This window comes from Marinobacterium rhizophilum (assembly GCF_024397915.1).
In the GTDB taxonomy this organism is placed as follows: Bacteria; Pseudomonadota; Gammaproteobacteria; order Pseudomonadales; family Balneatricaceae; genus Marinobacterium_A; species Marinobacterium_A rhizophilum_A.
Map to the genome: position 1 here is coordinate 4,392,844 of NZ_CP073347.1, position 13,327 is coordinate 4,406,170.

The following is a 13,327-nucleotide window of genomic DNA, read 5'->3' on the forward strand; positions in this document are numbered from 1 at the left end:
TCACGAGCGTTGGCACAAGCAGCCGACCAATGTATGCACGCGCTACTGGATGATCGGAAAATTCGATACCTGGGCGGCCTCGGTGAGCGACGGCCGCCATTTCGAGCACCTGCTTGAACCTGCATCAAATATGGGGGGGAGCTGCTTTATTTGCAGGATTAACTGGTGGAAGGTTTTATCGTTCATGGCATGACCTCCGATCGGGAGATGTCTACCTTGATTAAAGCTGCGCAACAATTAACTCATACATAGCCTTTTTTATGCCAAGTCAACAAGATGGGCGCAGCCCCCTCAATGCCGCTTAACTGAGGTGTCCGTATTGCCTTGATCTTGTTAACCGCTTCGAGTGGCGTTCGCGGGTTACCCTGTGACCTCGCGAGGCAATGAAGGTGAGTTCATCTACGAGGAATTCCCTGAAAGCTCAGGGCAGAGTTGATCCGGCCTGGTTTCTTGCGGATAGGGCAATTCCGGCAGACTACCGCCTGTCTTTCTGAAGACGCTTTCCATTGCGAGGAAGGACAGGTGGCCCATTTCAGTAAGCTCCCTGCCCAGGCGCAGAGAATTCAACAATAACGACAGAGTGAGGTTGCTTATGTCACATCTCCCAAATCGCGTGCGCATTTCTCTCCTGGCCGCCGCGCTGACCTTACCGATGATAGCGGCGTCGACCACTCAGGCTGCGGTGACTGCGGCCGACTCAGCCGAGGTGCGCAAGCTGATAGACGAAGTCATGCCCGAGGTTATCGAATGGCGCCGCGATATCCATCAGCATCCGGAGCTGGGCAACCGCGAAATCCGTACCGCAGGGCTGATTGCCGATCACCTTAAGGCTCTCGGCATTGAGGTTCGGACCGGCATTGCACATACCGGCGTGGTCGGTATCCTGCGCGGTGCCGAGGGTGGGCCTGTGGTGGCGCTGCGTGCCGACATAGATGCATTGCCGGTGACTGAAGCCGTCGACCTGGCTTTCGCTTCGAAGGTCACCACCACCTACAACGGCAAGGAGGTCGGAGTTGCCCACGCTTGTGGCCACGACGCCCATACGGCGATCCTGATGGGCACCGCCGAAGTGCTGGCGAAGATGAAGGATGAAATAAAGGGCACCGTGATGTTCATCTTCCAGCCTGCCGAGGAGGGCGCGCCGGAAGGCGAAGAGGGCGGGGCGGCGATGATGCTAAAAGAAGGACTCTTTGCCGAGCTCAAGCCGGATGCAGTCTTCGGTTTGCATGTCATGCCCAAGCAGTTGGGTACCATCGAGGTGCGCGAGCGGGGCACTCTGGCGTCGAGTGACTCCTTCACAATCAAGGTCACGGGCAAGCAGACCCACGGCGGGATGCCCTGGAACGGCGTTGACCCGATCGTGCTGGCGAGCCAGATCGTGTTGGGACTGCAGACGATTACGTCACGCCAGGTCGATCTGACGAAGTCGGCATCCGTCATCTCCGTCGGTGCCATCAATGGTGGCCTGCGCGCTAATATCATACCGAACGAGGTGGAAATGGTCGGTACCATCCGGATGTTGGATCCGGACACTCGGAAAAGTGTGCATGAAATGATGGAACGCACCGTCAAGAATATCGCTGAAAGTGGTGGCGGCAGTGCCGAGCTGCACATAACGCCCGGTTATCCGGTAACCTATAATGACCCGGAGCTTACCCGGCGCATGACGCCGTCGCTGGAAAAGGTTGCCGAGGTGAAGGAAGCGTTGCCGATAACCCCTGCCGAAGACTTTGCCTTCTATGCCCAGGAGGTGCCGGGCATGTACTTTTTCCTCGGTGCGGCACCGGAGGACCCTAAAGATATCTACCCGAACCACTCGCCCAAATTCCAGGTTAACGAGAAGGCGCTGCCGATTGGCGTGACCGCAATGACCACCGTCGCGCTCGATTTTCTCAATAGCCAGAGATGACGGATGGAACGCACTGTTAACGGGCTGGAGCGGGAGAAGGCCATACCAAAAAGGCTATTGTGGATTCAACCGATCGGTGCAGCAATGGAATTCAGATAATAAGTGCGACACTCGTGGTGCAACGGCGAGCGGTAGCCAGCTGCTGACAGTGATACGCTTCAGCTCAACGAAGCAGTATAGCTATCGATAGTTGATCGACGGGACACGATATCAGATACCGCTTGCTCCTTGAGGGATGTTCGCCTGTACCTGTATCCTTATCGGCCGATAACGCAGTTCTTCAGCCGCGATATACTTCCAGTAAGCTGATTTCAGTGGATGAACGGAATAAGAACCCGCTTAATGATTATGGCAGTTGTGATGAGTTGAACTAGCGGTGATGGCGTCGCAAGGCAGCTTCAGCCCCCGGAGGTTTCAGAGGCTGGCTTCGCAGCAGGGCTTTGCGATGAGCTTGAACCGGAAAAAGCTGCCGGCTACAGCTACGACTACAAGGTTGTGGAGTCGTCGGGAGTCGCTGACTCGTCGTCGCTGTCCGGGGTGAGCTCCTCCTGGATATAACGCTTAACGTGTCCCTGAATCTTGCGGCTGGTGATATAGGCCCAGGCACCCACCAGAGTGCCGGCTGCGCCGCAAATAATACGCCCTTCGGGTATCAGCAGCATCAGCAGCAATGTCAGCGCAATAACAGCCATTAAGCCGTACTTGCCGCGTTTACCTACGTTCTCTATCAGCTGTTCGGCATCGGCCCGGGTGGTGACGCCTGCACCTGGCAGTTTCTGTCGTAGCGAGGCGTATTCGCGCTCGCGTCTTTTCTCTTGGCGTCCGAAGGGGTCTCTGAAGTTCATCGGCTAGTCTCTGCGATTGTTGGTTTTGAGAGCGCCCGTTAGCAACCCTGCTTGCAAATAGCGTCTCGCCGCGTAGGCAAGGTACGGGTGTTTGGAGCCCTTCTTCAGCCACTCTGGCGTCGTTGCAGCAATCCCGTGTGCTGGTCTGTGACGGACTGCGACCTGCCTGACATCACGACGTTTACATCCGCCAGAAACGAAAAAAGCCTGCATTGCTGCAAGCCTCTTCTGAGATGGTACCAGTGGCCGGACTCGAACCGGCACGCTTTTAAGGGCGGGGGATTTTGAATCCCCTGTGTCTACCAATTTCACCACACTGGCAACGCTGTGTATGTCTACACGGGTCTACATGACATTTTTGCTGATCAATTCCTAAAAATCTACAGCGATATCAACACTTTGCCATAAAAAAGGAGCTAGAGGGGTTGAATTTTGAATCCCCTGTGTCTACCAATTTCACCACACTGGCACAGCGAGCACGTATTATAGGTACCTTTGCCGGCGGGTCAATCGCTGGCGGCCAAAACCGCTGAAAAAAACCTGCGCGTGCGGTACAATCCGCGCCCTTTCCATCAACCTTTGTTCGAGCTGTGATGCAGGTTAAAGACTTTAGTTTCGAATTGCCCGACGAGCTGATCGCGCGCTTCCCGCTGGAGCAGCGTTCGGCCAGTCGTTTGCTGTGCCTGGACGGGGACAGCGGTGCCATCGCGCACCGTGCCTTCAGCGATATTCTGGAGTTGCTCAACCCCGGTGACCTGCTGGTGTTCAATGATACCCGCGTGATTCCGGCCCGGCTGTTTGGCGAAAAGGCCAGCGGCGGCAAGGTCGAGGTGCTGGTCGAGCGGGTGCTGGATGCAGGGCAGGCGCTGGCCCATGTGCGCGCCAGCCGGGCACCCAAGCCCGGTACCGAGCTGCTGCTCGAAGGTGCGGTACGTGCCACGGTAACGGGTCGGCGGGGCAACCTGTTTGAGCTGAGCTTCGATATTGACCGTCACCTGGTGGAGGTGCTCGAAGAGTTCGGTCACATGCCGCTGCCGCCTTACATGAAACGGGATGATCAGCAGTCCGATCGCGAGCGCTACCAGACGGTGTATAACCGCAAGCCTGGCGCGGTTGCGGCGCCCACGGCGGGGCTGCATTTTGACAATGAGCTGCTGGCACAGCTCGAATCCCGCGGTGTGCAGCAGGCGTTCGTGACGCTGCATGTCGGTGCCGGGACCTTTCAGCCGGTGAAGGTGGAGCAGGTGCAGGATCACCAGATGCACGCCGAGTTTATCGAGGTTAGCGAGGCGGTCTGCCAGGCGGTACGTGATACCCGTGCCCGCGGTGGCCGGGTGGTGGCTGTGGGTACCACCAGTGTGCGCTGCCTGGAATCGGCCAGTCGCAGTGGCGAGATCGAACCCTACAGCGGCGATACCGATATCTTCATCTATCCGGGGTATGAATACCGCACGGTGGACGCCCTGATTACCAATTTTCATCTGCCCGAATCAACGCTGCTAATGCTGGTCAGTGCCTTTGCGGGCTACGACGGCATCATGCGGGCGTACGCTGAGGCGGTGGCGCAGCGCTACCGTTTCTTCAGTTATGGCGATGCGATGTTTCTGACGCGCCGACGCGCGGCTTTGGAGGACAAGTGAGCAGAAGCTGTTTTATGAGTTACGAGCGCCTGGCCGTGGATGGCAAGGCGCGCCGCGGTCGCCTGACCTTCCCGCGCGGAGTGGTGGAAACACCGGCCTTCATGCCGGTGGGAACTTACGGCACCGTCAAGGGCATGCTGCCGCGGGATATCGAGGCCACCGGCGCCCAGATGATCCTGGGCAACACCTTTCATCTGATGCTGCGCCCGGGCACTGAGATCATTCGTCAGCACGGTGATCTGCATGATTTCATGCAGTGGAAAGGTCCGATTCTCACCGACTCCGGTGGTTTCCAGGTGTTCAGCCTGGGCGCCATGCGCAAGATCACCGAGGAGGGCGTGGCCTTCCAGTCGCCGGTGGATGGCTCCAAGGTCTTTATCGACCCGGAGCGCTCCATGCAGGTACAGCGCGACCTGGGCTCCGATGTCGTGATGATCTTTGACGAGTGCACGCCTCATCCCGCTACCCTGGATGAAGCGGCCAAGTCGATGCGCCTGTCGCTGCGCTGGGCCGAGCGTTCCAAGCGGGCCCACGGTGACAGCCCCTCGGCTCTGTTCGGCATCGTGCAGGGCGGCATGTACGAGTCGCTGCGCGATGAGTCCCTGGCGGGCCTGACCGAGATCGGCTTCGATGGCTATGCCATTGGCGGCCTGTCGGTGGGTGAGCCCAAGGAAGACATGATGCGGGTGCTGGATCACCTGGCCTGGAAAATGCCGGAAGACAAGCCGCGTTACCTGATGGGTGTCGGCAAGCCGGAAGACCTGGTGGAGGGCGTACGCCGCGGTGTCGACATGTTCGACTGCGTGATGCCGACCCGCAACGCCCGCAACGGCTTCCTGTTTACCGGCAAGGGTGTGGTGAAGATACGCAATTCGGCCAACAAGACGGATACGCGTGCGGTGGATGAGCAGTGCGACTGCTACACCTGCCAGAACTTCAGTCGGGCCTATCTGCATCACCTGGACAAGTGCAAGGAAATCCTTGGTGCACAGCTTAATACCATTCACAACCTGCATTACTACCAGGTGCTGATGGCCGGTTTGCGTGCCGCTATCGAACAGGGTAAATTGAGCGCCTTTGTCGATGAGTTTTATGCCGAGCGAGGCCTTGAAACGCCGCCGCTTGCCACCATATAAGTTACAGCATTTCAACGTTCTAGGAGTTTAGCTACATGAGCTTTCTGATTTCTTCAGCCCAGGCGGCAGAAGCCGGTGCCGGCGGCATGGATCCTGGCATTTTCAACATTCTGTTTCTGGTCGGCTTTGGCTTGATCTTCTACTTCTTCATGTGGCGCCCACAGGCCAAGCGTGCGAAAGATCACAAGAACCTGATCGGAAACCTGGCCAAGGGCGATGAAGTGCTTACCGCCGGCGGCATTATCGGCAAGGTCACCAAGGTCAGCGATGACTACGTGGTACTGGAAGTCTGCGAAGGCACCCAGCTGAGCTTCCAGAAGGCGCACGTGGCGGCGGCGCTGCCCAAGGGCACGATCAAAAATATCTAACGCCTCCTTGACGGAAAACGCCACTGTCTCAGTGGCGTTTTTATTTAAACACCGGACGTATTGCGTGCCGCGCGCGTATGTGGCGCAGGCGCGGTGCTGAACGAACAGGGCGACCTATGCTCAATCGCTACCCTCTGTGGAAAAACCTGCTGATTCTGCTGCTGCTGGCATTGGGCCTGTTGTATGCAGCACCCAACCTGTATCCCGACGACTATGCCATCCAGCTGTCGGGTACGCGTGAAGCCTACCAGGTGGATGAACCCCTGCTGGAGCGCATTTCCACGGTGCTGGAGCGTGAAGGTATCAGCAACAAGGGCACGGAACTTGAAAACGGCAGCGGCCTGGTGCGCTTTGCCGACGGTGAAAGCCAGCTGCGCGCCAAGGCCGCGATTGCCGGTCTGCTGGGCGACCAGTACGTGGTGGCAATGAACCTGGCACCGACGACGCCGGACTGGTTGAGCAACCTGGGGGCAGGCCCCATGAAGCTGGGCCTGGACCTGCGTGGTGGCGTGCACTTCCTGCTGGAGGTCGATACCGTGCAGGCGGTGGCACAGCGCCTGGATGTGTATGTGTCCGAGATCAAGACTAAGCTGCGCCAGGACAAGCTGCGCTACCGCCTGGTGGATCACCGCAGTGACGGCAGCCTGGAGGTCAAGTTTGCCGACGAGGCAACGCGTGACGAGGCCCATAGCCTGCTGCGCAAGGATTACCCCGAATTTTTGCTGTCCGACGAAACCGTCGATGGTGCCTTCTTTGTAGTGATCAGCCTGACCGAGCAAACGGTGCGCGATATCGAGGACTATGCCGTCAAGCAGAACCTCACGACCCTGCGCAACCGTGTCAACGAGCTGGGCGTGGCCGAGCCGCTGGTGCAGCGCCAGGGCCGCAACCGTATCGTGGTGCAGCTGCCGGGTGTACAGGATGCCGCCGCCGCCAAGCGCATTATCGGCAAGACGGCGAACCTGGAGTTCCGCCTGGAGGCGACTCCCCAGGCCAGCGCGGGCACCTCTGAAACCTACGAGTTCCGCAGCCAGCCGGGTCGCAATGCCACCATTGAGCGAGACATCATCATCACCGGCTCCAGCGTTGCCAATGCCCAGGCCGCCTTCGACGAGAACGGCCAGCCGCAGGTGTCCATTACACTGGATGCCAAGGGTGGCCAGATGATGGGCCGCGTCACCCGCAATGCGATCCAGCGTCGCATGGCGGTGCTCTTTGTCGAGTACAAGAGCCGCACCCTGACAGAGACCGTGGATGGCGTGGTGCAGGAACGCCGCATTCCCTACGTCGAGAAGAAGATCATTTCGCTGGCGACCATCCAGTCGGTGCTGGGCTCGCAGTTCCGCATCACGGGGCTGGAGAGCGCCACCGAGTCGTCCGAGCTGGCACTGCTGCTGCGCGCCGGAGCCCTGGCGGCGCCGATCTACTTCGTTGAAGAACGCAGCATAGGCCCGAGCCTGGGTGCCGAGAATATCGAGCTGGGCGTGATGTCGGTGAAAATCGGCTTTGCCCTGGTGCTGATCTTCATGGTGCTCTACTACCGCGTGTTCGGTATGCTGGCCAACATTGCCCTGACGCTGAACCTGGTGCTGCTGGTGGCGGTCATGTCGCTGCTGTCGGCTACGCTGACCCTGCCGGGTATCGCCGGTATCGTGCTTACGGTGGGCATGGCGGTGGATGCCAACGTACTGATTTTCTCCCGCATAAGGGAGGAGCTGAAAAACGGGGTGCCGGGGCAGTCGGCAATCAATGCCGGCTTCGGTCGGGCCTTCACCACCATTCTGGATGCCAACGTCACGACCCTGATCGCAGCGCTGATCCTGTTCGCCATGGGCACAGGCCCCGTCAAGGGCTTTGCAGTGACGCTGTCGGTGGGGATCGTGACCTCGATGTTCACGGCGATCGTGGTGACGCGCGCACTGGTGAACCTGACGTACGGCGGGCGCAAGCTCAACCGGCTCGCTCTCTGAGGAACAGGCAATGGCAAAGCAGAACAAAATTATCAACTTTATGGGCCTGGGCAAGATTGCCTTCGTGCTGTCGGCACTGCTGCTGCTGATCTCGCTGGGCTCGCTGGCGACCCAGGGGCTGAAATTCGGCCTGGACTTCACCGGCGGCAGCCTGGTGGAAGTGGGCTATGAGCAGGACGCGGATCTTGGCAAGATTCGGCAGTTGCTGGCCGAGGCCGGTTACGAGGATGTGACCGTACAGAACTTCGGTGCCGCCACCGATGTGCTGATCCGCATGGGTGAAACCCATGATCCCAAGCTCGGTGATACCGTGCTGGCCACCCTGCAGGCTGGCGAAAGCCAGAAGCTGGAGCTGCGCCGCAACGAGTACGTTGGGGCCCAGGTGGGTGAGGAGCTGCGCGAGCAGGGTGGTCTGGGCATGCTTATGGCGCTGTTCATGATCATGGTGTACATCGCCTTTCGCTTTCAGTTCAAGTTTTCGGTGGGTTCCGTACTGGCGCTGGCCCATGATGTCATCATTACCCTGGGTTTCTTCTCGGTGCTGGGTATCGAGTTTGACCTGACGGTGCTGGCGGCGGTGCTGGCCGTGATCGGCTACTCGCTCAACGATACCATCGTGGTGTTTGACCGTATCCGCGAGAACTTCCGCCTGCTGCGCAAGGAAGACTCGGTGGAAGTGATCAACATCTCCCTGACGCAAACGCTCAGTCGTACGCTGATGACCTCCTTTACCACCCTGCTGGTGGTACTGGCGCTGGCAATATTTGGCGGTGAGACCATCCACGGCTTTGCGCTGGCGCTGCTGGTGGGCATTGTGGTGGGTACTTACTCCTCTATTTATGTGGCTGCCAATGTCATGCTTTTGCTGGGTGTGAGCCGTGATGACCTGATACCGCCGCCCAAAGAAGACGACGTGGTCGACGAGCTGCCGTGATAGACTCCCCGAGCCGACCTGAGTGTCGGCTCAATTTTTTGTTTGACCGGTCGGGCAGCTCAGCGAGCTGCACAGGGGATGTGACAGGACTCTGACAGAGTCTCCTCCTGTTGCCTGCGGGCAATGATCGCGCCGACGCACAGCGCTGTCGGGTACAACCGGGTATTCAAACGGGCCGGGTACGTGCGTTCAGAACCATACCGTTGCACAGGTGGGCGCGGGCGCAGCGTCGCAGGCGTCCCACTGCATTCGCATCTATTATGTTTCTGGGATCAAGGACCTAACTGGATTATTAATGACAAACGACTGGCTAAAACGCGACCCCCAGGCTCAGGCCGAAGCGGAAAAATATGGCAAACCGGCACCGAGCCGGGACTTCCTGCTGGAGTTTTTGCAGGAGTGGGGCGCGCCGATCAGCCACGGCCGCCTGTGCCGTGAGCTGGGTATCGATGATGAAGACTGTGTTGAAGCGGTATCCCGCCGTCTGAAGGCCATGTGCCGTGACGGTCAGCTGATGAGCAACCGCCGCAGCGAATTCGGCATCATCAAGAAGATGGACCTGATTGCCGGCCGTGTGATCGGCCACCGCGACGGTTTCGGCTTTGTGAAACCCGATGTTGGCGGCGATGACCTCTTTATCAGCCCGCGCCAGATGCGCCAGGTATTCGACGGCGACCGGGTGCTGGTACAGGAGCTCAGCGTCGATTACCGTGGCCGCCGCGAAGGCAAGATCATCGAAGTGCTCGAGCGCGGCACGCGCACGCTGGTGGGACGCTACAAGGTGCAGGGTGACCTGGGCTACCTGATTCCGGAAAACCAGCGCATCACCCAGCAGATCATGATCGCGGCGGATGCCAAGGGCAGCCCGCCGTTCCGTGACGGTCAGCTGGTGGTTGCCGAGCTGATGCAGCAACCGGGCAAGCACGAGATCCCCGAAGCCCGGGTGGTCGAGGTGCTGGGTGATCACATGGCGCCGGGTATGGAAATCAAGGTTGCCATCCACAACTACGAAATTCCCGACGAATGGCCCGATGCCGTAAGCCGGGAAGTGGCGAGCCTGTCGGCCGAGGTGGAAGAGTCCGCCAAGCTCAACCGTGTCGACCTGCGTCACCTGCCGCTGGTCACCATCGACGGTGAAGACGCCAAGGACTTCGATGACGCCGTCTATGCCGAGCGCAAGCGCACCGGTGGCTGGCGCCTGTGGGTGGCGATTGCCGACGTCTCCTGGTACGTGCGCCCCGGCACGGAGCTCGACAAGGAAGGCATCAGCCGCGGCAACTCGGTGTATTTCCCCGAATTTGTCGTGCCCATGCTGCCCGAGGTTCTGTCCAACGGCCTGTGCTCGCTGAACCCCAATGTTGATCGTCTGGCCATGGTGTGCGAGATGACCATCAGTGCCAGCGGCAAGCTGTCGGGCTACCAGTTCTACGAAGCGGTGATCCAGTCCCATGCGCGTCTGACCTATAACAAGGTCGCCACCATGCTGACCGAGGCAGGCAGCCCGAAAGGCAAGCAGCTGCGTAGCGAATACTCTGCCGTAGTGCCGCACCTTGAAGACCTGTACAGCCTGTACTTCGGCCTGCGCAAGGCCAGGGATGTGCGCGGTGCCATCGATTTCGAGACCACCGAAACCCGCATCCTGTTCTCCAAGGAGCGCAAGATCGAAGAGATCGTGCCGGTGGAGCGCAACGATGCCCACAAGCTGATCGAAGAATGCATGCTGTGCGCCAACGTTGCCACGGCGCGTTTCCTTGCCAAGCTCAAGGTGCCGGCACTGTACCGCATCCACGAAGGGCCGAAAGAGCAGAAGCTGGTGAGCCTGCGGGCCTACCTCGGCGAGCTCGGGTTGTCTTTGGGCGGTGGCGAGAAGCCCGAACCCTCGGACTACCAGAAGCTGGCGGCGCAGATCGAAAACCGTCCGGACCGCCTGGTGGTGCAGACCATGATGCTGCGTTCCATGCGCCAGGCCGTGTACAGCCCGGAAAACCTGGGTCACTTCGGCCTGGCCTACACGGCGTACACCCACTTCACCTCGCCGATCCGCCGTTACCCGGACCTGCTGGTGCACCGGGCCATCCGTGCCGCCATTCATGCCGACAGTGATCGCTCATTGCTGGACCGTCTGAAATCGACCTTCGGTGGCAGCAGTTCCTCCAAGACCATGCGTCGCCCGGACGGTTTCAAGTCCAACCCGCAGTTCCGTTACCGCTATACCGAAGAACAGATGGTACAGCTCGGTGAGCACTGCTCCATGACCGAGCGCCGTGCCGACGATGCGACCCGCGATGTCATGTCCTGGCTCAAGTGCGAGTACATGCTCGATCAGGTGGGCGAGGAGCACGAAGGTGTGATTACCGCTGTCACCGGTTTTGGCTGCTTCGTCGAGCTCAAGCAGGTGTTCGTGGAAGGCCTGGTACACATTACCGCGCTGCCGTCGGATTACTACCACTTCGATGCCGCCAAGCAGCGACTGGTGGGCGAGCGCATGCGCAAAACCTACAAGCTGGGCGATGCGGTGCGGGTGAAGGTGCTGCGAGTGGACCTGGACGAGCGCAAGATCGATTTCGAACTGCTCGACAAGCCGGGCTCCGGCAAGACCAAGAGTACCCGCCAGCGTCTGGCCGAAGGCAAGCTGGACGGGGACCGTCCGAGCCGCAAGGCCGATGCGGGCAATGATTCGGCCGACAGGCCTGCCGGCAAGAAACCGGCGGGCAAGAGTCGCCGGCCGCGTTCCCGCAGCCGCCGTCCGTCATAGCGCTTAAGCCTTAGTGCCAAAGGGCGGCTGTTACAGCGCCCATTAAAAAGCCGGACTTTTCAGTCCGGCTTTTTTGTCGGTGCTGGATACCGCGCCCAGGCGGTACCTCGGCCTTTGTTCAGGATGCCAGCGCCTGGTAGTGAGCCAGCCTGGCATCGAGCTGCCAGAACGCGAGCGCGCCCAGCAGGAACAGCAGGCCTGCGCTCAGCAGGCAAATGTCGCGCCCCTGTACCGGGCGCGGTACCCGCTGCGGGCGCAGCAGCCAGAGCCGCAGCGCGGCGGCGGCCATCAGGCCTTCACACCAGGCGGCGAGCACGTCCAGTGGCCAGTGAGCCCCAACCATGATGCGTGACAGGCCGATCAGCAGGGCCGGCACCAGGGCGCTCAGGTAGCCCAGGCGCCGCCAGGTCAGGCGGTGGCCGGTACCCAGAAGAATGGCCAGCATGGCGAAAAAGGCAGCGCTGGTACTGCTGTGACCGCTGGGAAAACTGAAGCCGGAAATGACCAGCCCCATGTCGGGGCGGGATGCCTGGAACAGCCATTTCAGCGTGCTGTTGAGTGCGACGCACAGCAGCAGCAGCAGGACAAAGCGCCAGCCATCCCTTGAGCGCCGCAGCCCGTGCAGGGTCATGGCCAGCAGCAGAGCGGCCGGAATCAGGCTGGCGCTGTCACCCAGGGTCGTGACGAAGACCCAGAACGGGCGGCTATGCTCCGCACTCAGCCACAGGAGCTGCTGGATGTGCTGATTCCAGGCCTGAGCAGAGCCCAGGTATTGCAGCACGCAGAGTATCAGCAGGCCGCTGCCGGCGACGCCAAGCAGCAGCAGGGCGGCCAGGCGTTCGGGTTTCAGGCCCAGGCGCTTTGCGCCCCAGCGAGCCAGGGGCTGATCCGGTTGCAGGTGCTGGTGCAGTATCGTTGCGGCCAGTATCAGCATCAGCAAACCCAGGGCGGGGTAAAACAGCGCCTGCCAGTGGCCCAGCAGGGCGTCGGCGGACTGGCCGACCCAGTACCCCGGCAGGATGTTGGCCGGTGCCCAGAGCGCGGCCGAAAGAATGTTGACACTGAAAAAGCGTGCGGCGGGCATTTCAAAGGTGCCGGCCACGAAGGGGATCACCGGGCGAATGGGGCCGATAAAGCGTCCGGCGAGGATGCTGAGCAGTCCGTAGCGTCTAAAGAAATTGGCGCCACGGTGATGCCAGCCCGGGTAGGCGCTGAAAGGCCAGCGGTGCTGCAGCCAGGGATTGGCATGGCGGCCCAGGCAATAGCTCAGGCCGTCTCCGGCCACGGCACCGGCAAAGGCGCACAGGAGCAAGGGAAGCAGGGCGAGCTGCTGCTCGCCGGCGACCAGGGCAATGGCAAACAGCAGTGCAATACCGGGGACGATAATGCCGATAAAGGCGAGGGATTCGAACAGGGCTATGGCGCCGATGAGCAGCAGGAGGGAAGGCTGCGAGAGTTGTGCGAAATCCATGGTTGTCATTCCTGAGTCGCCGCGACGAGCCGCTCGGCACGTGAAAGCGATGTCGCCGATGGGTAATTCGGGGGCGCCTTGTTATAATTCGCCGATAGTATCCTGTGGCTGCCGCGTCTGTGAAGGCGTACCAGGAGGCTGTCCGACAATACTCAACCTACTGCGAGCCACCTGAGTTTGGCTGATTTCTGTGCTGTTTTGCGTAAAATAGAACCACTATTCGCCTTAAAACACCGCAAAAACCCGCTCAAATCAGCCGGCTCTCGCTACGGCCAGCATTATCGGTCAGCCTCCTAGCA

At 60.1% G+C, this 13,327-nt stretch carries 10 protein-coding genes and 1 tRNA gene; 7 read left to right on the forward strand and 4 right to left on the reverse strand.

All coding sequences use genetic code 11. The annotated features are described in order from the left end of the window. Positions 1-42 precede the first annotated feature (42 nt). A complete protein-coding gene (locus KDW95_RS19825) occupies positions 43-186 on the reverse strand; it encodes a hypothetical protein (protein WP_255853499.1) in 144 nt (47 codons plus the stop codon). A gap of 406 nt (positions 187-592) precedes the next feature. Between KDW95_RS19825 and KDW95_RS19830 the strand changes: the two genes are divergently transcribed. Beyond that, positions 593-1,909, forward strand: a complete 1,317-nt coding sequence (locus KDW95_RS19830) for an amidohydrolase (RefSeq protein WP_255853500.1) — start codon at positions 593-595, stop codon at positions 1,907-1,909. A gap of 485 nt (positions 1,910-2,394) precedes the next feature. On the opposite strand, the gene KDW95_RS19835 is transcribed toward KDW95_RS19830, so the two are convergent. Both KDW95_RS19835 and KDW95_RS19840 read right to left on the reverse strand, forming a co-directional pair. Then, entirely contained in the window at positions 2,395-2,754 is a 360-nt protein-coding gene (locus tag KDW95_RS19835; protein WP_255853501.1) for a hypothetical protein, read from the reverse strand. Positions 2,755-2,988: 234 nt separating this feature from the next. Then, a tRNA-Leu gene (locus tag KDW95_RS19840) sits at positions 2,989-3,075 on the reverse strand. Positions 3,076-3,347: 272 nt separating this feature from the next. Here KDW95_RS19840 and queA point away from each other — a divergent pair. From queA to rnr, 6 genes are all read left to right on the forward strand, one after another. After that, positions 3,348-4,394, forward strand: coding sequence for a tRNA preQ1(34) S-adenosylmethionine ribosyltransferase-isomerase QueA (gene queA, locus KDW95_RS19845; RefSeq protein ID WP_255853502.1), 1,047 nt, complete (start codon positions 3,348-3,350; stop codon positions 4,392-4,394). A gap of 14 nt (positions 4,395-4,408) precedes the next feature. Next, positions 4,409-5,530 (forward strand): tRNA guanosine(34) transglycosylase Tgt, encoded by a 1,122-nt coding sequence (tgt, locus tag KDW95_RS19850; protein WP_441813626.1) that lies wholly within the window; start codon positions 4,409-4,411, stop codon positions 5,528-5,530. Positions 5,531-5,565: 35 nt separating this feature from the next. Further along, entirely contained in the window at positions 5,566-5,898 is a 333-nt protein-coding gene (yajC, locus tag KDW95_RS19855; protein WP_255853504.1) for a preprotein translocase subunit YajC, read from the forward strand. Between the two features lie 116 nt (positions 5,899-6,014). Beyond that, complete coding sequence (gene secD, locus KDW95_RS19860; protein ID WP_255853505.1) at positions 6,015-7,868, forward strand: protein translocase subunit SecD; 1,854 nt, start codon at positions 6,015-6,017, stop codon at positions 7,866-7,868. A 10-nt stretch (positions 7,869-7,878) separates the two neighbouring features. Further along, the gene (gene secF, locus KDW95_RS19865; protein WP_255853506.1) at positions 7,879-8,802 is read left to right on the forward strand and encodes a protein translocase subunit SecF; all 924 of its coding nucleotides are present in this window, start codon (positions 7,879-7,881) and stop codon (positions 8,800-8,802) included. 295 nt (positions 8,803-9,097) lie between these two features. Continuing rightward, entirely contained in the window at positions 9,098-11,557 is a 2,460-nt protein-coding gene (gene rnr / locus KDW95_RS19870; protein WP_255853507.1) for a ribonuclease R, read from the forward strand. Between the two features lie 118 nt (positions 11,558-11,675). On the opposite strand, the gene KDW95_RS19875 is transcribed toward rnr, so the two are convergent. Next, positions 11,676-13,028, reverse strand: coding sequence for a bifunctional DedA family/phosphatase PAP2 family protein (locus tag KDW95_RS19875; protein ID WP_255853508.1), 1,353 nt, complete (start codon positions 13,026-13,028; stop codon positions 11,676-11,678). Positions 13,029-13,327: the final 299 nt, after the last annotated feature.

Excerpts from the sequence above, each read along its gene's own strand:
- KDW95_RS19825 (WP_255853499.1), bottom strand. The coding sequence starts at position 186 with ATGAACGATAAAACCTTCCACCAGTTAATCCTGCAAATAAAGCAGCTC.
- KDW95_RS19830 (WP_255853500.1), top strand. The coding sequence starts at position 593 with ATGTCACATCTCCCAAATCGCGTGCGCATTTCTCTCCTGGCCGCCGCG.
- KDW95_RS19835 (WP_255853501.1), bottom strand. The coding sequence starts at position 2,754 with ATGAACTTCAGAGACCCCTTCGGACGCCAAGAGAAAAGACGCGAGCGC.
- queA (WP_255853502.1), top strand. The coding sequence starts at position 3,348 with ATGCAGGTTAAAGACTTTAGTTTCGAATTGCCCGACGAGCTGATCGCG.
- tgt (WP_441813626.1), top strand. The coding sequence starts at position 4,409 with ATGAGTTACGAGCGCCTGGCCGTGGATGGCAAGGCGCGCCGCGGTCGC.
- yajC (WP_255853504.1), top strand. The coding sequence starts at position 5,566 with ATGAGCTTTCTGATTTCTTCAGCCCAGGCGGCAGAAGCCGGTGCCGGC.
- secD (WP_255853505.1), top strand. The coding sequence starts at position 6,015 with ATGCTCAATCGCTACCCTCTGTGGAAAAACCTGCTGATTCTGCTGCTG.
- secF (WP_255853506.1), top strand. The coding sequence starts at position 7,879 with ATGGCAAAGCAGAACAAAATTATCAACTTTATGGGCCTGGGCAAGATT.
- rnr (WP_255853507.1), top strand. The coding sequence starts at position 9,098 with ATGACAAACGACTGGCTAAAACGCGACCCCCAGGCTCAGGCCGAAGCG.
- KDW95_RS19875 (WP_255853508.1), bottom strand. The coding sequence starts at position 13,028 with ATGGATTTCGCACAACTCTCGCAGCCTTCCCTCCTGCTGCTCATCGGC.